Here is a 26,423-nt window from a genome sequence, read left to right on the forward strand (position 1 = left end):
ACCGGCTTGATGTACGACCGAGTACACGGAATGTTGGAGCATCCCGGCCTGATTCTGAAAGCTCTTTATAATCGTTGTCCCGACCGTTTCGTGCTGCCTCGCCCTGTCAGCGGCAGTCCGAAACGGGACGGGTCACTCAGGCGCGCAGTTTAACGTCGATCGCGTCCTGGGTGCGCGCATTGCGCTGGGTTTCGTGCTGATGCTGACGACCGGACACATCAAGGATTTCCTGGTTATTCACCAGTTCACCCAGGGTGATATTGTTCAGGAAGCCGGTCAGGCGTTCGCTCAAATCGCGCCACAGCGCGTGAGTCAGGCATTTATCGCCGCCCTGACAGCCGCCTTTGCCCTGGCAACGGGTCGCGTCAACGGATTCGTCTACCGCGCTGATCACTTCGCCAACGGCGATGCTGCTGGCATCTTTACCTAACAGATAACCACCACCTGGACCACGAACGCTGGAAACCAGGCCATTTTTACGCAGGCGAGAGAACAGCTGTTCCAGATAGGAAAGCGAAATTCCCTGACGCTCTGAAATATCTGCCAACGGTACCGGGCCCGTTTCAGAGTTGAGCGCAACGTCAAGCATCGCGGTCACGGCATAACGCCCTTTAGATGTCAGTCTCATGTCTTACTTAACCTCAAACTCGCCCCTGGCCGGGCTTTTTATTAATATGGGTATTGCATAGCAGGGGCAAGTCTGACATTCCCGAGTAATTTGGTCAACTATTTACTTGACTGTTTTAGTCAGGTATTTGGCTTTCCGTGCCGTTATTGATTTAGAGCCGCTCCCGGGCTACAACAGCGATGTAGATTCGTAGGCCGGATAAGCGAAGCGCCATCCGGCGTTAACGCGCTTACTTACCTTTATTCTGCTGCTCAATAGACGCCAGCATCCCGCGCAGGATGTTCAGCTCCTGGCTTTCCGGACGCGCGCGGGTGAACAGACGACGCAGCTTGTTCATCACCTGCCCCGGATGATTCGGGCGGATGAAGCCCGTCGCCAGCAGCGTCTGCTCAAGATGGCCGTAGAAACGCTCCAGATCGTCCACCAGCGGGTACGGCGCCTCTTCATGGTCAACCGCCGGCTGCGCCTGCTCCTGCGTCGCCAGCCAGGCCATCCGCACTTCATAAGCGATAACCTGCACCGCCATCGCCAGGTTCAACGAGCTGTACTCCGGGTTCGCGGCGATCGCCACGTGGTAGTGGCACTTCTGCAGCTCTTCGTTGGTCAGGCCAACGCGTTCGCGGCCAAAGACCAGCGCCACCGGCGCATGCTGCCCCTCGGCGACGCTTTTCAGGCCGCATTCGCGCGGATCGAGCATTGGCCACGGCAGTGTGCGGGAGCGCGCGCTGGTACCCACCACCAGGCTGCAGCCCGCCAGGGCTTCATCAAGGGTATCGACGATCTGCGCATTGCCGATCACATCGCTGGCGCCCGCGGCGAGGGCTATCGCCTGTGAGTCGGGTTTGACCAGCGGGTTGACCAGCCACAGGTTAGTTAAGCCCATGGTTTTCATCGCGCGGGCTACAGAGCCCATATTGCCGGTGTGGGAGGTTTCTACCAGTACGATTCGAATATTTTGCAGCATTATGGTTCTTCGGCTAAAGATTATTCGGGCATGCTACCATAAAACGGAGACATAAGCAGATTTCGCTGTTATTATATGCGCCGTTTTTTCCCGTTCTTTAACATCCAGTGAGAGAGACCGATGCATCCGATGCTGAACATCGCCGTGCGCGCAGCGCGCAAGGCGGGTAATTTAATTGCCAAGCACTACGAAACGCCAGACACCGTAGAAACCAGCCAGAAAGGCAGCAATGATTTTGTGACCAACGTCGATAAAGCCGCCGAAGCGATTATTATCGAAACCATTCGCAAATCTTACCCGCAGCACACCATTATCACCGAAGAAAGCGGTGAACACGCTGGTGAAGATCAGGATGTTCAATGGGTTATCGATCCACTGGATGGCACCACCAACTTCGTTAAACGTCTGCCGCACTTCTCTGTTTCCATCGCCGTACGCATCAAAGGCCGTACTGAAGTCGCGGTGGTTTACGATCCCATGCGTAACGAACTGTTCACCGCGACCCGTGGCCAGGGCGCGCAGCTGAACGGCTACCGTCTGCGCGGCAGCAACGCTCGCGACCTCGACGGCACCATCATCGCTACCGGCTTCCCGTTCAAAGCGAAGCAGCACGCGACCACTTACATGAATATTCTTGGCAACCTGTTTACCGAGTGCGCCGACTTCCGTCGCACCGGCTCCGCCGCGCTGGATCTGGCCTACGTTGCCGCTGGCCGCGTTGATGGTTACTTTGAAATCGCCCTGAAACCATGGGATTTCGCCGCAGGCGAGCTGATCGCTCGTGAAGCAGGCGCTATCGTTTGCGACTTCACCGGTGGCCATAACTACCTGCTGACGGGCAACATCGTTGCCGGTAACCCGCGCGTGGTGAAAGCGATGCTGGCGAATATGCGTGAGCATCTGAGCGATGCGCTGAAGCGTTAATCTCTTACTGATGTCAAAAAGGAAGCCGCGGCTTCCTTTTTTTATGTCATTTTATCATGTTGAGGATCTGGCGAATCACCGCATTGCCGCCGATGCACAGCACCGTCAGGCCGCTAAACAAGGCCAGCGGTCCGCGCCAGCGCAGGCAGCCCTGCGGCCCCAGCCAGTGCCGGAGGCACAGCGCTATTCCCACCGTCGCCAGGCGGGCTAACAGCACGCCGACCATCGCCGGGATCAGCAGCAGCCATCCCCACAGCGGCAACTCGAACTGTTGCGCACTGAGTAAAATCCACACCAATTGAAACGGCAGATAAAAGCTCAGGGCAAAGATCAGCGGAATGCGAATATTGCTTGCCGATGCGGAAACGCCTTTAAAGCCGCGCCAGCTATCGCGCAGCAGTATTCCAGCCAGCACCAGCGTGGCCAGATAGCAGACGTCGTTAAAGATGCCCACGATCTGCATCAGCCGATAACTGGTCAGCTTCCCCATGAAAGCAAAACGCCAGAAAATGATCACCAGGAAACCGAACTGCAATATCCAGCTGCGCAGGATCCAGTCGACCATTTCCCGCGGCGAGGGCTGATTATGCACGGCCCAGGCAACGACGGGCAGTTTACTGTGCCCGGGATGGCAAAAGGCCATGACGAAACCCGACAGCGTTAAGGTGGCGTAGGCCACCAGCGGGATATCCCCGATGTGCGACACCCCGAATCCCATGACGTACGACATGGCGTGATAGACGCGCACCAGACCTGACGGCCACCAGCTGGCCAGCACCGGAAACCAAAAGACGATCGCCAGCCCCGCCAGCAGCCCGGCGACACCGGCGCAGCCATAATAAAACCGCCCGCTCTGCGCGGGAGAAACGATATTTGCGGCCATAGCGACTCCTTGTCATCCGCCGAAATGCGGAAAACTAGAGCATCGCTTCGCCAGCGGCAAGCGCTGGCGCCCACTTTCGGATTTGCGCCCGGCGCCGGGCTAAAACGGGCGGATCCCACCGCCGGCCGGGACCGCGCTGAACCACATTACCCCTGCCGCCGCCAGCAAAATCACGCCGCCGGCCAGCGCCAGCGTCAGCCAGCCCACCTGGCGCCACAGCGGCGGCGCCTGATGCTGACCCAGCTTCACTGCCAGCTGGCGAAAACTGTGCACCAGCAACGCCAGCGCGGTGATGGTTAATGAGGTTCCCGCCGCCATCGCCAGCGCCGCCGCCATTCCCCAACTGAACACCCCGATCACCTTGCTGAACAGCAGAACCATGATCGCCCCAGAACAGGGACGCATGCCCATCGACAGGACGATCGCGGCGCGTGCCCGCCAGTCGTCGCCGCTCTGAAGTTGTTCCGGCGCGGGAAGATGCTGGTGGCCGCAACCGCAGTGGTCATGATGCACATGATGCGGGGTAAAAGCGGTAAACCTTGGCCGGCTCAGCAGCCGATACAGCTTTTTCAACGCCCGCCAGCACAGCAGCAAGCCTAATGCGCCAACCAGCAGATAGCTGCCCTTCTCCAGCCAGAAACTGCTGAGATGCAGCTGGCGCGCCGGCAGCTGCAGCAGCGCCAGCACCACGACCACCAGCGCGATGGCCACCAGCCCCTGTAATAAAGAGGCGGCCAGCGTCAGGTTAATGCTCGATTTCAGCTTCGAGGGATGGGTGGCGAGCCAGGTAGTAATGACAATTTTGCCATGGCCGGGCCCTAAGGCATGCAGCACACCATAAACGAAACTGAACCCGAGCAGCGACAGCCCTGCCGCCGCCGGGTTCTCCGCCACCGCCTGCAGCAGGCGGCTGAGTTCCAGATTCAACGAGCGCTGCCAGACCGCGCTCTGCATCAGCACCTGCGGCCACGCCCGCCATAGCCACATGCCGCCGATGATGCTCACAGCCAGCAACAGCGCCAGCGGCCACAGCGCTTTCCAGCGCGAGGAGCGCGCGCGCGGGGTGAAAATTACTGACATGTCAGGGTCACCTTCTGAGCAAAATAGCTGCCCAGCGCCATATCCTCCGGCGGCGCATCCGCTTTATCCAGCGACTGAGCGTACGAGAGCATTTTGTCGTTCGGTTTTGGCGTCATCACCGTTGCCTTACAGGCGGCTCGCAGCGCGGCGGGCAGGAAAAAATCGCTATCCTTGTCATAAAACATGTCGACGTAGTAGGTCGGGTCGAAAGTGGAAAAGGTAAACGTCTGCCCGGCAACAGGTTGCGGCGTCGCCAGCGGCAACGTAAAGGTCAGTACCGCCTGCAGTCCGTCACGCTCGAGGCCATAGCCGTCGGGACGATTTTCAAATTTCACCCGCTGGCCGTTGTGCCACAGCTCGCTGAAATAGTGCTGGCCGAGCACGTTGGCCATCACCTCCGCCGCCAGCTTTTTCCATACTTCGCTGCCCGGTTTGGCGTTACCGGCATCATAGAGCAGATCCGATGAGGTAATTTCATCCATGGTCCAGCGCATTTTAAACCCACTCAGCAGACCGTCTTTGACCACCGGCTCGCTCTGCAAACTAATGAAGCTATGCGGATGCGCGGCGGCTGAAAATGATAAAACCATGAAAAACGCCGCGCTGGTGCATTGTTTCACTCTGTTCATCTGTTCCTCACGTGAAAAATTCTGTGAACTTCACCAGCAATCCTGAGCTAAAGCGGACGTTTCGCCCTGCCTCCGCCTCTGCCATTGTCTATTCTTAGCGAAAACCCTAACTGGAACTTACCAGATGATGACCGTCATTGAACCACCATCTGCGCTTTCCAGTCCACAGCGCCGTAGCCAGGTGCTCCTGATGTTTTATCTGCCCGGGCAGTCGGTGACGACTGAACGGCTTGGCAGGATCAACCTCGTTGATGAGTCCACGGCCCGGCAGGATATTGAGGAGACCGGACGCGAAATTCAGCGTTACCACCGTTTGACTCTCCGGTCACAGGTGGACGGCAGCTATCGGATTGAAGGCGCCGCGCTCGACCAACGTTTATGCCTGCTGCATGCGCTGCGGCGGGGGCTGCGCCTCTGCCCCCAATTCGTTAACCATCATTTTACTCCGGCCCTGAAAACGCAGCTTAAACAGGAAGGCATTGCCCGCACCTTATACGATGATACCAACCTGCAGGCGCTGGTGAACCGCTGCGCGCGGACACTCAATCGTCAGTTTGACTGCCGCGATGTCCAGTTTCTGCGCCTGTATCTGCAGTACTGTCTGCTCGAGCATCACCGGGGATACTCTCCCGACTTCAATGATGAACAGCAGCGCTGGGCCCAGACCGCCGCCGAGTTTACCCTGGCGCAGGAGATTGTCCGCCACTGGCAGCGTCGGGTCGGCGCTCCGCCGCATGTTGGGGAGCCCTTCTTCCTCTCGCTGCTGTTTATGTTGCTCAAAACCCCCGACCCGGTCCGCGACGGTCACCCGCACGATCGCCGCCTGCGGCTGGCTATCTCCGGCCTGATCCACCGCTTCCAGGTCATCGCCGGCAGGGCATTCAGTGATGAGCAGGGGCTCAGCGATCAACTCTATATTCATTTATCGCAGGCGTTGATCCGCAGCGTGTTTGCCATCGGCATCGACAGCACGCTCACGGAGGAAGTGAGCCGACTCTATCCTCGCTTACTGCGCACTACCCAGGCGGCATTGAGCGAATTCGAGGAGGCCTGGCATATCCGTTTTAATGAGGAAGAGACTGGCTTAATCGCGGTGATCTTTGGCGCCTGGCTGATGCAGAAAAGCGATCTGCACGAGAAGCAGGTGCTGTTGCTGACCGATGACAACCCGGCTATAGAAGAGGCCCTGGAACAGCAACTGCGCGAACTCACGCTGCTGCCGCTGAATATCAAATACCAGAGCGTAGAGCGCTTTCAGAAAGAAGGTGCGCCCAAAGGGGTGACGCTTATCGTCACCCCTTATGCGACGGCGCTACCACTGTTTTCGCCGCCGCTGATCCACGCGGAAAACTGCTTCACTGAACGCCAGCAGCAGCATATCTGCGCGATGCTCGAAGACTAGGCCGCCACTGTTTTTGGCCGGATAACCAGCGCCGGGATCGTCAGCAGGGCCATCACCCAGAACACGCCCTGGTGCAGGTGCTGATAGAGGAAACCGGCGAAGACGGTCATGATGGCAATACTCCCGCCCATCGCCACCGCGGAGTAGACGGCCTGCAGGCGGATCACTTCGCTGCCCTGACGGGCGGCGATATAGCGCATCGCCGCCAGATGACATACCGTGAAAGTGCCGCAGTGAAGGATCTGCGCAAGGAGGAGTCCCGGCAGCGCCGTGGTCCAGCCCATTAGCGTCCATCGGATCAGTCCGCAGACGGCGGAGAGCAGCAGCAGGTCGCGCGCGCTGAAGCGGCGGAACACCTTTTTACTCAACGCGAAGATCACCACTTCCGCCACCACACCTAACGACCACAGATAACCGACCGCCGAGGCAGAATAGCCGGCCTGCTGCCAGTAGATGGCGCTAAAGCCGTAGTAGGCGGCGTGCGCCCCCTGCAGCAAACAGACGCAGGCGAGAAAGCGCCAGCTCTGGCGCACCAGCGTCAGCCAGGCCGTCAGTCCGGCCCCCTGCTGCTGGCGCGACTCCCCCTGGGGCATCACCGACGGCTTAAGCAACATACCGAGCAGCATCGAGGCAGTCCCCAGGCTCAACATCAGCAGGATCGCCCGGTAGTCAAACAGACTCACCAGCTTGCCAGTCAGCGCCGAACCAATAACGAAGGCAATGGAGCCCCATAGCCGCACCCGGCCATAGTCCATGGTGATCTGCTTTTGCCAGGTATTGGCCAGGGCATCCGTCAGCGGCACCAGCGGCGAAAAGAACAGGTTGAAGCCGATGATGACCGCCAGCAGCCATGCCACGTGACTGCCGACCCAGAAGGCCAGCGCGAAAAGCAAAGTTAACAGGGCCAGCACGCGCAACGCGGCAATGAGCCGGGAGGGATCGCTGACCCGCGGGGCAATCAGCAGGCTCCCAAGAAAACGGGCCACCAGGCCGGCGCCAAGCAACAGGCCGATGGTTTCCGGCGTTAATCCGTTGCCTGCCAGCCAGACGCTCCAGAAGGGCAGAAAAATACCGTAGCTAAAAAAGTAGGTGAAATAACTGAGCGCCAGCCAGCGCGTGGAGTGCAAGACCATGATTTCCTCCCGAATGGTGGCGACAGTCTGGCGATAAAGCCCGGTGGGCGCAAGATACTCTGTCTCCTGATATTTCGCTATTTATGCCCCTCGATGATGATTTTCAGCGAAAAATTCAGCACCTCGCCTGCGCCCAAAACTCGCAGCCCCGGCTGCCCATCCATGTTATGGGCGTTTACCGGATGACTTTGCGGCTCGAGGCACAAGAACGGTTCACCTTGCATTCTGAAGAGCATCAACCACGGAGTTTGCGATAGAATTGTGATACTCATCACATCACTACTCACCCTCGCCCGCCCACTCCAGCCGGAATAGCCCACGTTCAGCCAACGATCTTCACCGAACTGCGCCACACTGAAATTGGCATAGTCGGGCAAGTTTCCTTGCCAGCTGAGAGGTAAATGATTCTCCCCTTCCGGCCAGTAGCCGCTGGCCTCGAACTGGGCTTTGCTGCGTTCATCAAAAGGGAAAAAGGGATGAAAGCCGCAGCCGTAAAGCGCAGGGACCTCCCCACAGTGGGTAAGCGTCAGCGACGCTATCAGTTGGTTACGCAGCAACTGGTAGCGGAGCTGTGCCAGATAATCGAAACCGCAGGCATGCTGCCGACGCAGCTGTAACACACAATGCTCGGCGCCGTGCTCAATAATCTTCCAGCGCTGTAACCAGCCATCACCGTGAAGAAAGAAATGCTCGTCGGCATGGTGGTGAGGCAGGACAATCTCCTGCCCATGGAGAGTAAAACGGTTCCCGGCGACGCGATTGGCCAACGGCAGCATGGGAAACATGCCGCCAGCAGGGTTGTCATACAGCACCGGAGCCTGATGTTGCCGGGAGAACAAACTTTGCACTTTGCCCCCCAGAGAGGAGATGCGCATCCGCAGATGCGCGTTTTCCAGAATCAACGCTTCCGCCATCAGCGTGTCTGCTCCTGCTTTATCGCCTGGCCGGCCGAGTGACGCTGCGCCAGTTGCTCTTCCAGCGCTTCGAGGGTGATACCTTTCGTTTCCGGCACGTTGCGCAGAATATAGAGGTAGCCGGCAGCGCAAATGACGCCGTACAGCAGGAAGCTGCCTGCCGCGCCCAGGCCGGCATTAAGCAGCGGGAAAGTATAGGTTAACAGGAAACAGGCAATCCACAGCGCCAGGGTACCTAAAGACATCGCGAGTCCACGTACGCGGTTGGGGAAAATCTCCGCCAGCAGCACCCAGGTCACCGGCGCCAGGGTTAACGCATAAATAGCAATCGCCGCCAGCACCAGCAACAGTACTGGCCACCCCATCATGCCCATCGCGTAAGCGCCGGCGATCAGGACATAGATCACCGTCAATCCTGAAGCGCCGAGCAGCATTAATTTACGGCGGCCGATTTTATCCACCAGCGGCAGTGCGGCAATGGTAAAGACCAGGTTAACGACGCCCGTGGCGACGATCGATTTTAACGTGCTGTTGATATCGAATCCCGCCGAGGCAAAAATCTCCTGCGCGTAGTTAAAGATGACGTTGATCCCACACCACTGCTGGAACACAGCGAGCACCATGCCAATGATCACAATCGGTTTCACCTGCGGAGCCAACAGCGCGCCGTAGGAGACTTTGTTGTTATCCTTTTCCAGGGTATGCGCGATTTCACGCAGGATCCGGTCGGCATAGTCGGCAGAACCAATGCGCTCCAGCGCGGCCCGGGCACGCTCCGGTTTTCCGGCCTTCATGAGCCAGCGCGGCGACTCGGGAACAAAAAACATCAGGACCAGAAACGCCAGCGCCGGAACCAGTTCCGCGCCGAACATCCAGCGCCACCCCATCTGTCCGTTCCAGGTTTCCACAATCATCTGCTGCGTTGCCCCCGTCTCCACAGGTTCAGCAATCATCAGGTTGATAAGCTGAGCGGCCAGCACGCCAATCACGATGGTGAGCTGATTGACCGCCACAAAGCGCCCTCTTTTCTCTGCCGGACTGACTTCGGCAATGTAAAGCGGGCTGAGCGCGGATGCCAGACCAATCCCCACGCCGCCCACAATGCGGTAAACCACAAACATGTCAAAATGACTGGCGACCGCCGTCCCCCACGCCGACGCGCTGAACAGCACAGCGGAAAGAATTAATGGCAGTTTGCGCCCCAGTTTATCGGCGCACCATCCCGAAATTAATGCGCCGAAAATGCAGCCCAACAGCGCCGAGCTCATCGCCCAGCCGGACTGCGCCGGATCCGTAATTGAAAACCAGGCTTCATAAAATGGCTTAGCGCCGCCAATCACCACCCAGTCATAGCCAAACAGTAAACCACCGCAGGCGGCGACCAGACAAATAGTCCAGACGTAGCCCATTTTCAGGTGTGTCTGCGCGTTATTCATAATGATTCCTCTATAAGGGAAACGTAGGGAACAGTAGGGTTCAGGCGGGCCTGGCCCGCCACTTTCAGATTCAGGAAAAGATGCCGCTTTGCAGGGCGTGGCGAATCAGATGCGCCTTATCATGAGCCGGGTTCATTTGCAGAAGCTGCTGCATCGCCTGCTGGCAGGCAGATAAATGACCCAGCCCCAGATGTCCCAGCGCTTCAATAAACAAACAGTGCTGCAGATGTCGTTGCTGCGCTGATACGTCGAGAACCACCAGGTCCGGAAGAGAGACGGCAAAAAAATCGGCTTGCGGAACGTCATCCCGATGCTGCCCAGCCCACTCGATAAAATGGCGGAAGTGCCGCTCGGCCTGAGTCGGGTTACCGCGCTTACGCAGCGCTATGCCCTGCCAGAAAAGGTAATCTGCGGGCTGATCGTTGTAGTAACGCCCGGCGTCCAGCGTTGAGCCACCTTGCAGGGCAAGCTGGTAATATTCGGCTGCCTGCGGCGCATCCCCCGTCTGTTCAGCGCAATAGCCCAGCAAACACCAGATATCGTTGTCCGTTTGCCCGGGCAGTCGTCCCTCCCCCAGGTTATCGGGATAGCGTAATGCTGTTTTCAGACAGAGCGTGGCTGGCTTAAACGCCTGACGTTCGATGAACTGCAAAGCCCGATGAAGCTGATTCAGCAAATACTGGCCGGTAATTTTCCCTTCTCCCCCTTCCCAGGGATGGAATACGCGCGTATCCAGAATCGCGGCGGCATCGGCATAATGACCGGACGCGTTCCACAGGCTTAACAGCTCAGCGGTCAGATCGTCCCGCTTCAGCACCACGGCTTTACGCTCCGCCAGCGTCGTCAGTCGTTCATTGACCGGCGTAGCCAGTAACTTTTGCAGGAAATCGAGCTCAAACAGGAAGCGCGCATTTTCGGGTTCCAGCGCGACGGCGCGCTGCAGATATGCCAGCGCCTGCGTTGCATCCTGTTGTTTATTCCACGCATAGACGCCCAGCAGACGATGCGCGGGCGCATAATCGGGAGATTTTTCGAGCGTCTCGCGCCAGCAGCTCACCGCCTCTTCATAGCGACGTTTGCTGTACCAGAAGCAACCGAGCAGATAGCGGGCAAAAGCGCTGTCGCCCAGCGTTTGCAGCATCTGAACTTCATCAAGCGTGTTAGGGAAACGAACGTTGCGCGCATGACAGCGCTCGGCGGCGGCAACAAACTGTTGGCGTTGATTGGCATCGTCACTTAACGACGCACGCCACAGCATCGGCAACGCTTCCTGACAATCCAGAACCTCAAGCACCTCTTTCGCCGCCATTTTCTGTCCGATAGAGAGCAGCCAGCCCGCCAGCAGGCTGCCGTTGATCCCTCTGCGCCCTGTGACGCGCAGCAGGGTCTCTCGCGCTTCGTCACTCCGCTCAATCATCCAGCGCGCGCAGTGCAGCGGGTAGCTCAACGGGTATTGCTCAAGAGAGGCGAAAACAGACTCCAGCGCCGCTTGCTTCTGCCCGCGGTTTGCTAACGCCAGCGCTTTAAGCCCCATCGCCAGTGGGTTGCTGGCGTTGAATCGCAGGCTGGTATTAACTTTTTCCAGCGCATCGGCGACATCACCGCGCTTCATCGCCAGCCGCGCCAGCGACCACCAGGCGGCGTCACGGCAGTTACCGCTCCAGGAGGCTTTGAAATAGTGATCCCAGGCGCCTGCATCATCCCCCTGCCTTTCCAGTGTACTGGCTAGCAGCATACTGGCTTCGCCATCCCGTGGGTTCTTATTCAGACGATGCGCGCGCTGTAGCGCGGCGCGGGAACACTGTTCCGCCAGTGCCCAGTCGGCGCAGTTGAACGCCAGAGTACCGAGGGCAACATTATTGCGATAATCCTGCGGATCGAGCTCAACCGCCCGGCGATAGTAATCCCCGGCATAGCGGCTTGCGTGATTGTATTGTTCAAGGTGCTGGCCGATAAAATAGAGCTCGTCGCCATTGTGGATCGCTTCCGGTAACGCTGGCGCGATGGCGGGATCGGGCAGCGGCGTCTGCCGGGTAATATGTTCCTGATAATCCAGCAGCAGCCGGTTCTCGGCGGTTTTCACTTTGATGGTTAAGCGCCCTGCGCCATTTTCCGGCAGCGTCTGCAGCCAACTCTCACCGGGCTTCAGCGTCAGCTGAGTTTCGTACAATGGCTGATGGTCAGCGCTGAGTTCCACCACGATATGTGTCAGCGGAGCAATGGCATAAACGCCAAGCTGCAGCTGCTCAGACTCGCGAACCAGCTTCAGTGCCAGCTGCGTATTGGCGTTTTGCACCATCCCTAACTCGCTGTAGGGAAGGAAATTTTGCACAAAAACCTTCTCTTCATAAGGCGCAAGCCACGTAAAGTCAGGCTGGTTATCGGTGAAGACACCGGTCATCAGCTCAATATAGGGGCCATTTTCATCGGTCAGATTGCGGTCCCAGGCCTGGCCAAATTCCCCGTAGCCCCAGCTCCACTGTTTCTTCCCCGGAGAGACATGGTGATCCGCGACATGCAGTAACCCACCTCGCTCGTCATGGTGATAAGCGCCGACAAAATCGTAGTCCGACCTCTCCGCCATATACGAGGTCGGTACCGGAACGTTTTTATAGCGGGAGATATCAACGCCCGCAGAATAGTCCACTTTGTAATAGGTGCCGGTGGCAATGGGGAAAGCGGAAACGTCACGTTTACCATGGTCGAATACCGCGGTGACATCGGGAGGGAATACGCTCTGGTGGGCATCGCCGCCTTTGACTGCAGGGTTTGCCCACCACAGGAAATGACGCGGCGTGGCGTTACCATTAAAGACCTTACCGGCGATCTCAATCAGTGCCCGGTCAGGATAGAGCGTAAACCCGGCCATAACCTGCAAGCCGCGCATGGGCTCCGCTTCCCCCATCCATACAGTCTGTGCGCCGTTTTCTCCCTGCTGAACAGAAAAATCGACCGGCATAAAGGTCGTCGGCCGGTGATGTTGCGGCCAGTTAAACTCGATTCCGCCAGAGATCCAGGGCCCGAGCAGCCCGACCAGGGCAGGCTTAACCACTTCATTGTAATAGACGAAATCACGTTGTTTGACTTTGTCATACGCCCGATGAATACGGCCGCCAAGCTCCGGTAGCAGCATGATCCGAATGAAATCATTCTCCATCCACACGGCGTGATAATCGCGCATTTCACATTCGCCGGTCAGGGTATCAATCACGCCATAGGGATAGACGCTGCCGGAGGAGCCTTGATAAACACGTTTTTCCAGAAACATAGGGTTCGGATCTTCCGCCCCCGTCGTCCACGTTGGTAATGAAATGGTTTCCTGCCAGACCTTAACCGAACCGTACATGACGCCTCCACTAAACAAAACGAAGTAAAATATGTTATGAGAGGAGTCTATATCGCCAATTCGCTGTTAAAATGCGCAAAGCTCACGCAATATAGTTAAGGGAGTTAAGTGTATGCAGCGTACTGGTTTTAATAACGCCCGGGTCCGGCAGGCCAATAAATCGATTTTTCTTTCCCATCTGTGGCGGGAAAAGCAGCTCAGTAAATCACAGCTCTCTCAACTCACCGGACTCTCCATTCCGGCAGTGAGCAATATTCTCGCCGAGCTGCTGGGCGAAGGATTGATTAGTCACTCAACGGAACACATGAGCAAACGCGGCGTGAACAGCGGCAGCTACCAGATCCCCGAACACGGCGCCTGGACACTGTGCATGAATATCACCCCGACCAGCATTGAGTATCAGCTTGCCGACGCCCGTCTGCTGGCAGTGGACAACCACCAGCATTTGCCAGTCGACGCCCCCACCCCACAAGCCCTGCTTGACGCTATCGTTGAATGCTGGCGGCATATCCACCGCCGCTACCCGCAGCACAGTATTAATCTCGCCCTTGGCGTGCACGGACAAGTTGATCCGATAACCGGCGTTTCACAAACCATGCCCCAGGCACGCTGGAAAACACCGATTGAAATAAAGTATCTGCTTGAGGAACAGCTTGGCGTGCAGGTTCGGGTGGATAATGACTGCGTGATGCTGGCGCTGGCGGAAAAGTGGCAGCATCAGGGTACCCAGCCGGATTTTTGCGTGATCAACGTCGACTACGGCATCGGCTCGTCATTTGTGATTAACGATCATATCTATCGTGGCAGCCTGTACGGCAGCGGGCAGATTGGGCACACGATTGTCAATCCTGACGGCAAAGCCTGTGACTGCGGAAGATACGGTTGCCTCGAAACCGTCGCCTCGCTCAGTGCGTTGAAAAAACAGGCCCGAATGTGGCTCAAAACACAGCCTGAAGCAACGCTCTCACCCGAGCAGCTCACCACGACATCGCTCATTGCGGCCTGGGAACAGGGAGATGTGCAAATTCGCGCATGGGTTGATAACGCTGCCAACGCTATTGGCTTAAGCCTCTATAATTTCCTGAATATATTAAATATTAATCAGATCTGGCTGTACGGACGTAGCTGCGCCTTTGGTGAGCAATGGCTGGAAAATATCGTCAAACAAACGGGCTTCAACCCTTTTGACCACCGAGATACGCCGCGAGCGCACGCCACCCAAATCGGTTTTGGCCAGCTAACCCGCGCCCAGCAGCTGATGGGGATAGGTTATCTGTACGTTGAGGAGCAGTTGCAGACGTTGGTTTAGTCATAAACGAACGTGGCGGAGCGTAAATTTGTGTATTACGTTTAGATCACACTTCTCTCATAACGAGCTGATTATGAACACACTCCGCTATTTTGATTTTGGCGCTTCCCGCTCCTTGCTGCTGCTCATCGCCCGCATCGCCGTGGTGGTCCTGTTTATTCTTTTTGGTTATCCGAAACTGTTGGGCTTTAGCGGCACGGTGCAGTACATGGCCGCCTCCGGCGCGCCAATGCCGACGCTGGCGGCGATTATCGCTGTGATTATGGAGGTCCCTGCGGCGATCTTAATTGTGCTGGGCTTTTTCACCCGCCCGCTGGCGGTCATCTTTATTTTTTATACGCTGGGTACGGCGGTGATTGGCCATCATTACTGGGATATGACCGGCGATGCGGTATTGCCGAACATGATTAATTTCTGGAAAAACGTCAGTATTGCCGGCGCTTTTCTGCTGCTGGCGATTACCGGCCCCGGCGCGATTTCGCTCGACCGCCGCTAATCGGCAGACACAAAAAAGGCCGCAATCGCGGCCTTTTTTATTGCAACGTTAACGCTTACGCATAAACCGGGAAACGTGCGCAGATATCCAGCACTTTGCCTTTCACACGTTCAATGACGGCTTCGTCATTGATATTGTCCAGCACGTCACACATCCAGCCAGCCAGCTCTTTGACTTCCGCTTCTTTAAAGCCGCGGCGAGTCACAGCCGGAGAACCGATACGGATACCGGAAGTCACGAACGGGCTCTTCGGATCGTTCGGCACGCTGTTTTTGTTCACGGTGATGTTGGCGCGGCCCAGGGCGGCGTCAGCTTCTTTACCGGTCAGGTTTTTATCCACCAGGTCCAGCAGGAACAGGTGGTTCTCAGTCCCACCAGAAACCACTTTATAACCGCGGCTCAGGAACACTTCCACCATCGCTTTCGCGTTTTTCGCAACCTGCTGCTGGTAAACTTTGAACTCTGGCTCCATCGCTTCTTTCAGCGCCACCGCTTTCGCCGCGATAACGTGCATCAGCGGGCCGCCCTGCGCGCTTGGGAACACGGCAGAGTTCAGTTTTTTGTACAGCTCTTCGCTACCGCCTTTCGCCAGAATCAGGCCGCCGCGCGGACCCGCCAGGGTTTTGTGGGTGGTGGTGGTCACAACGTGAGCATGCGGAACCGGGTTCGGATACACACCCGCGGCAATCAGGCCAGCCACGTGCGCCATATCGACGAACAGGTAGGCGCCGATGCTGTCGGCGATTTCACGCATTTTTGCCCAGTCAACGATACCGGAGTAAGCCGAGAAACCACCGATGATCATCTTCGGTTTGTGTTCCTGAGCCTGCTTCGCCATGTCGTCATAGTCAATTTTACCGGACTCATCAATACCGTAAGGGATGATGTTGTACAGTTTGCCGGAGAAGTTAACCGGGGAGCCGTGAGTCAGGTGGCCGCCCTGCGCCAGGTTCATACCGAGCACGGTATCACCCGGCTGCAGCAGCGCGGTGTAGACGGCAAAGTTAGCCTGAGAGCCGGAGTGCGGCTGGACGTTAGCATAGTCAGCGCCGAACAGTTCTTTCGCGCGGTCGATAGCCAGTTGCTCAACCACGTCGACATATTCACAACCGCCGTAGTAACGCTTGCCCGGATACCCTTCAGCATATTTGTTGGTCAGCTGAGAACCCTGCGCCTGCATGACGCGCGGACTGGTGTAGTTTTCGGAGGCGATCAGTTCGATGTGCTCTTCCTGACGTACTTTTTCCTGCTCCATAGCCTGCCACAGTTCGGCATCATAATCGGCAATGTTCATTTCACGCTTTAACATCCGCATCTCCTGACTCAGCTAACAATAAAATTTCGGCCTAAAAAGGCGGTCCGATTGGACAACGGCCCACAGTATAACCTAATCATTCTGTGATAACAGGTCTTGACAAAGGATTTTACGCAAACGATTGGCTCCGCATGATACAAGGCTTTGAGCAATAACGTCTCTCTCATTATCAACGGATTTCTTTTCAGGTTTGTGATGCAAATTCTTCATGTTGTAACGGCATCGGGGCTAAGTGTTAAAGAACCATTTACATAGCAGGGTTATTTCTATAAGATGCATTTAAAATGCATCAATAAGATAACACACAAGGAAGCACGCTATGCTCGACGCTCAAACCATCGCCACGGTCAAAGCCACCATCCCCCTGCTGGTAGAGACCGGCCCAAAGCTCACCGCCCATTTCTACGATCGTATGTTTGCGCATAATCCGGAGCTCAAAGAGATCTTCAACATGAGCAACCAGCGCAACGGCGATCAGCGCGAAGCGTTATTCAACGCCATTGCCGCCTACGCCAGCAATATCGATAACCTGCCCGCCCTGCTGCCGGCGGTGGAAAAAATCGCCCAGAAACACACCAGCTTCCAGATCAAACCGGAGCAGTACAACATCGTTGGCAGCCATCTGCTGGCGACCCTCGATGAAATGTTCAGCCCGGGTCAGGACGTGCTTGATGCCTGGGGGAAAGCTTACGGCGTGCTGGCGAACGTCTTTATCGGCCGCGAAGCCGAGATTTATCAGCAAAACGCCAGTAAAACCGGCGGCTGGGAAGGGACCCGCGCGTTCCGCATCGTGAAGAAAACCCCGCGTAGCCAGCTCATCACCAGCTTTGAACTGGCGCCGGTCGACGGCCAGCCGGTCGCCGATTACCAGCCGGGGCAGTACCTGGCCATCTGGCTGAAACCGGAAGGCTTCGAATATCAGGAAATTCGTCAATACTCTTTAACCCGCAAAGCAGACGGCAAAGGCTACCGCATCGCGGTAAAACGTGAGGACGGCGGTCAGGTTTCCAGCTGGCTGCATAACCATGCCAGCGAAGGCGATGTGGTCTATTTAGCCGCGCCGGCGGGGGACTTCTTCCTTAACGTTGAACCGCAGACACCGGTCACCCTGCTCTCCGGCGGCGTCGGGCAAACACCGATGCTGGCGATGCTGGATTCGCTGGCGAAGAGCGGTCATCAGGGTCAGGTGAACTGGTTCCATGCGGCAGAAAATGGCGACGTTCACGCCTTTGCCGATGAAGTGAGTGCGCTTGGCGCGGCGCTGCCGGCGTTTACCTCTCACGTGTGGTATCGCAACCCGAGCGAAGCCGACCGTCAGGCTGGACGTTTTGATAGCGAAGGTTTGATGGATTTAGCGGCAGTGGCGGACAATATTCGCGACCCGCAGATGCAGTATTATCTCTGCGGCCCGGTAGCGTTTATGCAGTTTGCAGCGAAGCAGCTGGTAGAATTAGGGGTCAATAAAGACAACATTCATTACGAATGTTTCGGCCCGCATAAGGTGCTGTAAGCCCCGACGACGCGGGGATTTGTAGGCCGGGTAAGCGCAGCGCCACCCGGCAATACTGCAGCGAGCGGCGAGAGTTAAATCGCCGCGTCGTCTTCTTCACCGGTACGGATACGAATAACCCGCGCGACGTCGAAGACAAAGATTTTACCGTCGCCGATTTTACCGGTCTGCGCCGTACGGATGATGGTATCGACGCAGGTATCGACGATATCGTCAGTCACCACGATTTCAATTTTCACCTTCGGCAGAAAATCCACCATGTACTCCGCACCGCGGTACAGCTCGGTATGACCTTTCTGGCGGCCAAAGCCCTTCACTTCCGTCACCGTCATCCCGGTGATGCCGACTTCGGCCAGCGCTTCACGCACGTCATCCAGTTTGAAAGGTTTAATAATCGCATCAATCTTTTTCATGGTGTTCCTGTCTTAGTCGCGTAACCGGTTGCTTACCGTATCATAACTTGCGCTATGCTGCGGAGCTACTCTTTAAAGTCGTTGGCGTCGAGCTCATGGCGCGACAGCAGTTTATAGAATTCGGTGCGGTTGCGCCCTGCCATCCGCGCGGCGTGGGTGACATTGCCTTTAGTAATTTGCAGCAGCTTGCGCAGGTAGTTCAGCTCAAACTGATTACGCGCCTCCACGAAGGTCGGCAGCGCGGTATTCTCTCCTTCCAGCGCCTGCTCCACCAGCGCGTCGCCGATCACCGGCGATGAGGTCAGGGCCACACACTGCTCGATCACGTTCACCAGCTGGCGCACGTTACCCGGCCACTTGGCGGCCATCAGCCGCTTCATCGCATCGCTGGAAAACGCCCGCACAAACGGCTTATGGCGATCGGCGGACTGGCGCAGCAAATGATTAGCCAGCAGCGGGATATCCTCAGCCCGTTCGGAAAGCGGTGGGATCTTCAGATTCACTACGTTGAGGCGGTAAAACAGATCTTCGCGGAACTCGCCGCGGGCCATCGCCTTCGGCAGGTCGCGGTGGGTGGCGGAGATGATCCGCACGTTGATCTCGATATCGCGGTTGCTGCCCAGCGGACGCACCTTACGCTCCTGCAGGACGCGCAGCAGCTTCACCTGCAGTGCAACCGGCATATCGCCGATCTCGTCGAGAAACAGCGTACCGCCCTCAGCGGCCTGGAATAATCCTTCACGGTTACTGACCGCGCCGGTAAAAGCGCCCCGCGCATGACCGAAGAGCTCAGACTCGAGCAGCTGTTCCGGCAGCGCGCCGCAGTTGATCGCCACGAACGGCTTATCATGACGCGGGCTGGCGTTATGGATCGCCTGAGCGACGATCTCCTTCCCGGTCCCGCTCTGGCCATTAATCAGCACGCTGACGTCCGATTGCGCCACCATCCCGGCCTGCTCAAGCAGGCGTAGCATCAGCGGGCTGCGGGTCACAATCGCCTGGCGCCAGGCTTCGTCGGTGGCCGGCGAGCGCTGCTCTAACGCCTCATCAATGGCTTTATACAAGGCATCTTTATCGACCGGCTTGGTCAGGAAGCTGAACACTCCCTGCTGGGTCGCGGCCACGGCGTCGGGAATCGAACCATGGGCGGTGAGAATAATCACCGGCATGCCGGGCAGCCCCTTCTGGATCTCGCTGAACAGCTGCAGGCCGTCCATTTCATCCATCCGCAGATCGCTAATCACCAGATCCACTTTCTCACGTCCCAGCACGCGCAGCGCTTCCGGCCCACTCTCCGCGGTGGCCACGCTGTAGCCTTCGCTGACCAGGCGCATACCCAGCAGCTTCAGCAGCCCCGGATCGTCATCCACCAGCAACAAACGCGCCGGTTTACGGATCGTCATGGATCACCTCCGGCACTTTTTCACTGCCGAAGTTGCCGCCCGGCTTGCGGCTGGAGAGCTGGCGTTCGATATCCGTCAGGTTCTCCAGCTTACGGGTGGTCAGCTCCAGCTGTTCGCGCAACGCCTGCTCCTGCTGACGCAGCGTCTCCAGTTCGCTATCGCTGGACTGCTGAAGCTTCGCGTAACGGGCACGCTCTTCCACCAGCTGCAGCTGGCGGGTCTGGCCGTCGCGCCAGAGCTGATACAGCGGGCGGACCTGAACGGCGATTTGCGGGCTGAAGGTATCGAGACGCGCCACCAGGTCGCGACGCTCGTCGGGAGTAATTTTGGCATCAGCAAGCAGGATGCCGCGACGGAAGGCGTCCTGCCAGCTGTCGTCGGTATGGCGCTTCGCCTCTGCCCGCGCCTGCACCGGAGCCAGACGATCGGCACAATCAATTCCCCGCAGCCAGTAGAGGGGATTTTTATCGCTGGCATCGCTGCTGTGCGCCCAGATGTCCGCGCAGTCGACCGCGACAAAATCGGCCACCTGATGCTGCGCCAGTCCAGGGGCGGCGGTACCTTCCGCCGTATGCGGTGAGAAGCCGGCGGAACACCCCGCCAGCGTCAGACAAGCTATGCCTGAGAGCAACCATCCGTTGAGCGAACGGCGCCAGGCCAGGAAATGGGACATAGTTCCCCGATATCGATTCATAGGTTGGTTTATTCCGGTGCTGCTGCGGGGAGCGTAATGCGAAAACAGACTTGCCCGGCGGGAGCGTCAACCAGACTCAGATCCCCTTGCATCTGCCGGACGCAGTCGCGGGCAATACTCAACCCCAGACCACTGCCCTTAACGGCCCCTTTACGCTGGTGACTTCCCTGGTAAAAAGGCTCAAAAATCATATTCTGTTCTGCGGCCGGGATCGGTTCGCCGCTGTTAGCGACATCAATACGTACCTGCTCTCCGTGCCGGTAGCTATGGATACGAATGTTACCGGATTCAGCGCCATAGTGCACCGCATTGGAGTAGAGATTATCCATTACGCTTATCAATAGCGCAGGCTCTGCCAGACAACGCCGCGCCTGCAGCGTCAGTTCGGTATGCATCAGTTTAGCCCGCGCGGGCAGGCTGTGCGCCGCCACGACGTTTTCCACCAGTTCCACCAGGTCCACCGCTTCGCGTGTCACCGGCCCGTCGGCCTGTTTTCGGTTGTAGTCCAGCAGCTGTTCAATCAGCTTTTGCAGGTTACGGCTACTGCTGTCGAGGATCTCGACGATCTCCTGTTGCTCCGGAGTCAGTGGCCCGGCGACCCTGTCGGCCAACAGCTCGGTACCTTCACGCATACTGGCCAGCGGGGTTTTCAGCTCATGCGACAGATGGCGAAGAAATTGATGCCGCTGCGACTCCAGCCACGCCAGGCGTTCGCTGAGCCAGATGATACGCTTGCCCACCGAGCGCAGCTCGCGCGGACCGGTAAACAATGCGGCGTCGTCCAGCGACTTGCCTGCCCCCAGCTGATTGATCATTCTTTCGATGCCTTTCACCGGACCGATAATCATGCGGGTGAAGAGTAGCACCAGCGCCAGGCTCAGCAGAAACAGCACCAGCGCCTGCCAGCCGAAAAACTGGCCGCGTTCGGCAATCTCCTGCTGCAGCTGCTGGCCGCGGGAATAGACGACCGCCCGGGTCGCCTGCACCATATCGCTGTTATTGCTGGCGAAAACTTCCAGTCTGGCGGCCGACTGGGCATCGGGGCCGCTGTTTTTACACTGCAGCTGCGCCAGATCGCTGACATCCTGACGCAGCGCCTGCCAGAGCCTCTCGTCCGGTAGCACGCCAGCGTGGGCATCCAGCATCTGGCTGTAGCGCTGTCGCTGATTCTGATACACCCGCGCCAGCGTCGGATCGTCCAGCACGCAGTACTGGCGATAGCTGCGCTCCATCTCCAGCGCGGCATTGATCATCGCCTCGCTGCGTCGGGCATCGACCAGCGTAGTGCGGTTGATATGCGCCGCCTGGGCGCTAAGGGCATTCAGGCTCTGCCAGGCCTGCCATGCCAGCACCAGTAACGGCAGCAGGATCAGCACAAAGGAGAGCGTCACCAGCTGACGCAGCGAACGGGGAAAAAGAGAGAGTCGCTTCAAGGATGTTGTCTCAATCATTAGCTCTGGTCGATGCTAACTGAGGAGCGCGCCAGAGAAAAGCGCTACCGCTGACTGCTGCGCCGCAGAAACAACAAAGCCAGGCGCAAGGCCTGGCTTTGTTCAGGAATGAGGCGGTGCCTTACTCGACGTTTCGCCCGATGTCTGATAAAGCCAGGCTATTATCAGGAGTTGGACGGCAGGCACCTGTTTGTGCGTCATTCGAAGTTTATGTAGCGCGTCCCGAAGGGGCTGACATAAGAAGGTGAATGAGCCACTGGTTAATATTATGCATGAACTATGCCATCTTTCAAAACATTTTATTAACACACTGATATTTATGATATTAGTTCAATATCATCGCCCAACCAGAGCTGTGCACTTTTTATTCACACTGTCGCCAGTTGACGACACTAAATAAGCGCTTAATCACTCATCAATTAAATCAATAACTTAAATGTCTCCTATTAGAGACACCATAACATAGCGGTTGTCGGCAATTCCCGACACCCTGGCGTGCCGGCTATCACAGATAAAAAAAGCCCCCTGCCTGAGCAGGGGGCCGATACGTCCGCGTGACACGCTGCGGGGAGATTAACCCAGCTGTTTACGCGCGTTACGGAAGATACGCATCCACGGGCTGTCCTCGCCCCAGTTCTCCGGGTGCCAAGAGTTGCTTACGGTGCGGAAGACGCGTTCCGGGTGCGGCATCATGATGGTCGCGCGCCCGCTTTCGCTGGTCACCGCGGTGATACCGTTCGGGGAACCGTTCGGGTTCGCCGGATAGGTTTCGGTCACTTTGCCGAAGTTATCGACGAAGCGCAACGCCACCAGACCTTTGCTCTCCAGCTGGGCCAGATGCGCGCTGTCGCGCACTTCCACCTGACCTTCGCCGTGGGAGACCGCAATCGGCATCCGTGAGCCAACCATGCCTTCCAGCAGCAGGGATGGGCTTTGCGTCACTTCCACCAGGCTAAAGCGCGCTTCGAAGCGGTCAGACTGGTTACGCACAAAGCGCGGCCACAGATCGCTGCCCGGGATCAGTTCACGCAGGTTGGACATCATCTGACAGCCGTTGCACACGCCGAGCGCCAGGGTCTGCGGACGATGGAAGAACGTCGCGAACTCATCGCGCACGCGCTCGTTGAACAGAATCGACTTCGCCCAGCCTTCACCCGCGCCCAGCACGTCGCCGTAGGAGAAGCCGCCGCAGGCCACCAGGGCATGGAAATCCCCCAGACCGGTGCGGCCCGCCAGCAGGTCGCTCATATGCACGTCGATGGCGTCAAAGCCGGCGCGATGGAAGGCTGCCGCCATTTCAACGTGAGAGTTCACCCCCTGCTCGCGCAGGACGGCCACTTTCGGACGCGCGCCGGTGGCAATGTACGGCGCCGCAACGTCGTCATTAATATCAAACGAAAGCTTCACATTGAGGCCCGGGTCGGCGTCATTGGCTTTCGCCTCGTGCTCCTGATCGGCGCAGGCCGGGTTGTCACGTAGACGCTGCATCTGCCAGGTGGTTTCCGCCCACCACATGCGCAGCGTGGTACGGCTTTCGCTAAACACCGTCTGACCGTTGGCAGTCAGCACAAAGCGATCGCCCTCAACCGCTTTACCGAGGTAATGCACGCAGTCTGCCAGACCGTTAACCGCCAGAATGGCTTCCACCGCCTCACGGTCTGCGGCACGTACCTGGATCACCGCCCCCAGCTCTTCGTTGAACAGCGCGGCCAGACGGTCGTCGCCCAGCGCGGCGATATCTGCTTCCAGGCCACAGTGGCCGGTAAAGGCCATTTCCGCCAGGGTCACCAGCAGGCCGCCATCGGAGCGGTCGTGGTAGGCCAGCAGTTTACGCTGCGCCACCAGGGCCTGCATCGCATCCCAGAAGCCTTTCAGCTGAGCAACATCACGCACATCAGCTGGCTTGTCGCCGAGCTGGCGATAGACCTGCGCCAGGGCCGTCGCGCCCAGCGCGTTGTGGCCTTTACCGAGGTCGATCAGCAGCAGAGCATTATCTTCTGTAGAAAGCTGCGGCGTGACGGTATGACGAACATCTTCGACACGGGCAAAGGCGGAGATCACCAGCGACAGCGGGGAGGTCATCTCGCGCTGCTCGCTGCCTTCCTGCCAGCGGGTTTTCATCGACATCGAGTCTTTGCCGACCGGAATGGTCAGGCCCAGCGCCGGACACAGCTCTTCACCGACCGCTTTCACTGCCTCATACAGGCCAGCGTCTTCGCCCGGGTGGCCAGCGGCGGCCATCCAGTTAGCCGACAGCTTCACGCGGTTCAGCTCGCCAATCTGCGTGGCGGCGATGTTGGTCAGCGCTTCGCCGACCGCCAGACGGCCAGAGGCCGCAAAGTCCAGCAGGGCAACCGGGGCGCGCTCACCCATCGCCATCGCTTCACCGTAGTAGCTGTCGAGGCTGGCGGTGGTTACCGCACAGTTGGCCACCGGGATCTGCCACGGGCCGACCATCTGGTCGCGGGCGACCATGCCGGTCACCGTACGATCGCCGATGGTCACGAGGAAGGTTTTCTCGGCCACCGTCGGCAGATGCAGAACGCGATTTACCGCATCGGCAAGGGTAATCGGTTGGCGATCCAGCGCGCTGCCCTGAGCTTTCAGGGTCTGCACGTCGCGGGTCATTTTCGGCGTTTTGCCGAGCAGGACGTCCAGCGGCAGGTCGATCGGCTGATCGTTAAAGTGGCTGTCGCTCAGGCTCAGGTGCTGCTCAGCGGTAGCTTCGCCGATAACAGCATAAGGCGCGCGTTCGCGGCGGCACAGTTCGTCGAACAGCGGCAGTTGCTCCGGCGCGACCGCCAGAACATAACGTTCCTGCGATTCGTTACACCAGATCTCCAGCGGGCTCATCCCTGGCTCATCGCTGAGAATATCGCGCAGCTGGAATTTACCGCCGCGGCCGCCGTCGCTTACCAGCTCCGGCATGGCGTTGGAGAGACCGCCCGCGCCAACGTCGTGGATAAAGAGGATCGGGTTGGCGTCGCCCAGCTGCCAGCAGCGGTCGATCACTTCCTGACAGCGGCGCTCCATTTCCGGGTTGTCACGCTGTACGGAGGCGAAATCAAGGTCGGCATCAGACTGGCCGGAGGCCATAGAAGACGCCGCGCCGCCGCCGAGGCCGATATTCATCGCCGGGCCACCCAGCACGATCAGCTTCGCGCCGACGGTAATCTCGCCCTTCTGCACGTGCTCGCCGCGGATGTTGCCGATACCGCCGGCCAGCATGATCGGTTTGTGGTAGCCGCGCAGCTCTTCACCGTTGTGGCTGGTGACTTTCTCTTCGTAGGTACGGAAGTAGCCGTTCAGTGCCGGACGACCAAATTCGTTATTAAACGCCGCGCCGCCCAGCGGGCCGTCAGTCATGATGTCCAGGGCGGTGACGATGCGATCCGGTTTACCGAAATCTTCTTCCCACGGCTGCTCGAAGCCCGGAATACGCAGGTTGGAAACCGAGAAGCCCACCAGGCCCGCTTTCGGCTTCGCACCGCGGCCGGTGGCGCCTTCATCACGGATTTCACCGCCGGAGCCGGTTGCCGCGCCTGGCCATGGAGAGATGGCCGTCGGGTGGTTATGGGTTTCCACTTTCATCAGAATGTGCGCCGGCTCCTGATGGAAGTCGTAGCGCCCGGTCTGGTGGTCGGCGAAGTAACGTCCGACTTCAGACCCTTCCATCACCGCGGCGTTGTCTTTATAGGCTGACAGGACGTAGTCCGGCGTTTTTTCAAAGGTGTTTTTGATCATTTTGAACAGCGACTTCGGCTGCTGTTCGCCGTCGATGATCCAGTCGGCGTTGAAAATCTTGTGGCGACAATGCTCAGAGTTCGCCTGAGCGAACATATACAGCTCGATATCGTTCGGATTGCGGCCCAGACGGGTAAACGCGTCCTGCAGGTAGTCGATTTCATCGTCTGCCAGCGCCAGCCCCAGACGGAGGTTGGCGTCAATCAGTGCCTGGCGGCCCTCGCCCAGCAGGTCAACGCTGGTGACCGGCGTCGGCTGATGGTGGGCAAACAACGTCTCGCCCGCTTCCAGGGCGTCGAAGACGCTCTCCATCATGCGGTCGTGCAGTTCCGCCGCCACAGCGGTCCACTGTGCTTCGGTCAGGGTTGAGGCTTCAACGTAATACGCCACGCCGCGCTCCAGGCGCACGACCTGAGTCAGACCGCAGTTGTGAGCGATATCGGTAGCTTTAGAAGACCAGGGAGAGATGGTGCCAGGGCGAGGGGTCACGAGCAGTAATTTACCGGTCGGGGTATGGCTGTTTAAGCTCGGGCCATACTGAAGCAGTCGCGCCAGGCGCTCGCGATCGTCAGCGCTCAGCGGAGCGTTCAGATCGGCAAAATGAATATATTCGGCATATATGGCGCTTACCGGAAGGTTGGCCGCCTGAAATCGTGCCAGCAGTTTATTGATACGGAATGCCGACAGTGCAGGTGAACCACGCAAAATTTCCATCATAAGTCTCTCGTCTTCGAAGCTTTCAGGGTGAG

General features: G+C 58.0%; 20 protein-coding genes. 5 read left to right on the forward strand and 15 right to left on the reverse strand.

The annotated features are described in order from the left end of the window. Window positions 1-136 precede the first annotated feature (136 nt). Window positions 137-628 carry a Fe-S cluster assembly transcriptional regulator IscR gene (gene iscR, locus CWM54_RS18690; protein WP_012540866.1) on the reverse strand — a complete coding sequence of 164 codons (492 nt, stop codon included), beginning with the start codon at window positions 626-628 and terminating at the stop codon, window positions 137-139. Between the two features lie 229 nt (window positions 629-857). Next, on the reverse strand, window positions 858-1,592 hold the full coding sequence (gene trmJ, locus CWM54_RS18695) for a tRNA (cytosine(32)/uridine(32)-2'-O)-methyltransferase TrmJ (protein WP_008803789.1): 735 nt from the start codon (window positions 1,590-1,592) through the stop codon (window positions 858-860). A 120-nt stretch (window positions 1,593-1,712) separates the two neighbouring features. Between trmJ and suhB the strand changes: the two genes are divergently transcribed. Continuing rightward, window positions 1,713-2,516, forward strand: a complete 804-nt coding sequence (suhB, locus tag CWM54_RS18700) for an inositol-1-monophosphatase (RefSeq protein ID WP_061153660.1) — start codon at window positions 1,713-1,715, stop codon at window positions 2,514-2,516. A gap of 46 nt (window positions 2,517-2,562) precedes the next feature. Here suhB and CWM54_RS18705 read toward each other — a convergent pair whose 3' ends face one another. From CWM54_RS18705 to CWM54_RS18715, 3 genes are all read right to left on the reverse strand, one after another. After that, window positions 2,563-3,399, reverse strand: coding sequence for a hypothetical protein (locus CWM54_RS18705; protein ID WP_100681110.1), 837 nt, complete (start codon window positions 3,397-3,399; stop codon window positions 2,563-2,565). A 99-nt stretch (window positions 3,400-3,498) separates the two neighbouring features. Next, complete coding sequence (locus CWM54_RS18710; protein WP_100698091.1) at window positions 3,499-4,479, reverse strand: nickel/cobalt transporter; 981 nt, start codon at window positions 4,477-4,479, stop codon at window positions 3,499-3,501. Further along, a complete protein-coding gene (locus CWM54_RS18715) occupies window positions 4,470-5,108 on the reverse strand; it encodes a DUF1007 family protein (RefSeq protein ID WP_100698093.1) in 639 nt (212 codons plus the stop codon). Before CWM54_RS18715 ends, CWM54_RS18710 begins: the two co-directional genes overlap by 10 nt. Window positions 5,109-5,232: 124 nt before the next feature. Here CWM54_RS18715 and csiE point away from each other — a divergent pair, with 124 nt between their 5' ends. Next, the gene (gene csiE, locus CWM54_RS18720) at window positions 5,233-6,510 is read left to right on the forward strand and encodes a stationary phase inducible protein CsiE (protein WP_100698095.1); all 1,278 of its coding nucleotides are present in this window, start codon (window positions 5,233-5,235) and stop codon (window positions 6,508-6,510) included. Here csiE and CWM54_RS18725 read toward each other — a convergent pair. From CWM54_RS18725 to CWM54_RS18740, 4 genes are all read right to left on the reverse strand, one after another. Further along, entirely contained in the window at window positions 6,507-7,643 is a 1,137-nt protein-coding gene (locus tag CWM54_RS18725) for a 3-phenylpropionate MFS transporter (RefSeq protein ID WP_100698097.1), read from the reverse strand. The two genes, csiE and CWM54_RS18725, sit on opposite strands and share 4 nt — an antisense overlap. A 77-nt stretch (window positions 7,644-7,720) precedes the next feature. Beyond that, window positions 7,721-8,557 (reverse strand): aldose 1-epimerase, encoded by an 837-nt coding sequence (locus CWM54_RS18730; RefSeq protein ID WP_100698099.1) that lies wholly within the window; start codon window positions 8,555-8,557, stop codon window positions 7,721-7,723. Further along, window positions 8,557-9,993, reverse strand: a complete 1,437-nt coding sequence (locus tag CWM54_RS18735; protein ID WP_100676044.1) for a sugar porter family MFS transporter — start codon at window positions 9,991-9,993, stop codon at window positions 8,557-8,559. Before CWM54_RS18735 ends, CWM54_RS18730 begins: the two co-directional genes overlap by 1 nt. A 70-nt stretch (window positions 9,994-10,063) precedes the next feature. Continuing rightward, window positions 10,064-13,339: a DUF5107 domain-containing protein gene (locus tag CWM54_RS18740; RefSeq protein ID WP_100698101.1), complete on the reverse strand. Its 3,276-nt coding sequence runs from the start codon at window positions 13,337-13,339 to the stop codon at window positions 10,064-10,066. Between the two features lie 112 nt (window positions 13,340-13,451). Between CWM54_RS18740 and CWM54_RS18745 the strand changes: the two genes are divergently transcribed. Together CWM54_RS18745 and CWM54_RS18750 are read left to right on the forward strand one after the other, a co-directional pair. Further along, a complete protein-coding gene (locus CWM54_RS18745) occupies window positions 13,452-14,648 on the forward strand; it encodes an ROK family transcriptional regulator (RefSeq protein ID WP_100698103.1) in 1,197 nt (398 codons plus the stop codon). Between the two features lie 73 nt (window positions 14,649-14,721). Next, entirely contained in the window at window positions 14,722-15,144 is a 423-nt protein-coding gene (locus CWM54_RS18750) for a DoxX family protein (RefSeq protein WP_100698105.1), read from the forward strand. 55 nt (window positions 15,145-15,199) lie between these two features. Here CWM54_RS18750 and glyA read toward each other — a convergent pair whose 3' ends face one another. Further along, a complete protein-coding gene (glyA, locus tag CWM54_RS18755; protein ID WP_061153655.1) occupies window positions 15,200-16,453 on the reverse strand; it encodes a serine hydroxymethyltransferase in 1,254 nt (417 codons plus the stop codon). A 325-nt stretch (window positions 16,454-16,778) separates the two neighbouring features. Between glyA and hmpA the strand changes: the two genes are divergently transcribed. Beyond that, window positions 16,779-17,969, forward strand: coding sequence for an NO-inducible flavohemoprotein (hmpA, locus tag CWM54_RS18760; protein ID WP_061153654.1), 1,191 nt, complete (start codon window positions 16,779-16,781; stop codon window positions 17,967-17,969). Window positions 17,970-18,043: 74 nt separating this feature from the next. On the opposite strand, the gene glnB is transcribed toward hmpA, so the two are convergent. The 5 genes from glnB to purL form a co-directional block, all read right to left on the reverse strand. Then, complete coding sequence (gene glnB, locus CWM54_RS18765; RefSeq protein ID WP_002914032.1) at window positions 18,044-18,382, reverse strand: nitrogen regulatory protein P-II; 339 nt, start codon at window positions 18,380-18,382, stop codon at window positions 18,044-18,046. 65 nt (window positions 18,383-18,447) lie between these two features. Next, on the reverse strand, window positions 18,448-19,785 hold the full coding sequence (glrR, locus tag CWM54_RS18770; RefSeq protein WP_061153653.1) for a two-component system response regulator GlrR: 1,338 nt from the start codon (window positions 19,783-19,785) through the stop codon (window positions 18,448-18,450). Next, on the reverse strand, window positions 19,772-20,458 hold the full coding sequence (gene qseG, locus CWM54_RS18775; RefSeq protein WP_061153652.1) for a two-component system QseEF-associated lipoprotein QseG: 687 nt from the start codon (window positions 20,456-20,458) through the stop codon (window positions 19,772-19,774). The genes glrR and qseG overlap by 14 nt, the downstream gene beginning before the upstream one ends. A gap of 29 nt (window positions 20,459-20,487) precedes the next feature. Continuing rightward, window positions 20,488-21,912, reverse strand: a complete 1,425-nt coding sequence (locus tag CWM54_RS18780) for a sensor histidine kinase (RefSeq protein ID WP_077274667.1) — start codon at window positions 21,910-21,912, stop codon at window positions 20,488-20,490. A 591-nt stretch (window positions 21,913-22,503) separates the two neighbouring features. Next, window positions 22,504-26,391, reverse strand: a complete 3,888-nt coding sequence (purL, locus tag CWM54_RS18790; protein WP_100698107.1) for a phosphoribosylformylglycinamidine synthase — start codon at window positions 26,389-26,391, stop codon at window positions 22,504-22,506. Window positions 26,392-26,423: the final 32 nt, after the last annotated feature.

This window comes from Klebsiella sp. D-Nf1 (genome assembly GCF_002810515.1).
GTDB classification, from domain to species: Bacteria; Pseudomonadota; Gammaproteobacteria; order Enterobacterales; family Enterobacteriaceae; genus Klebsiella; species Klebsiella variicola.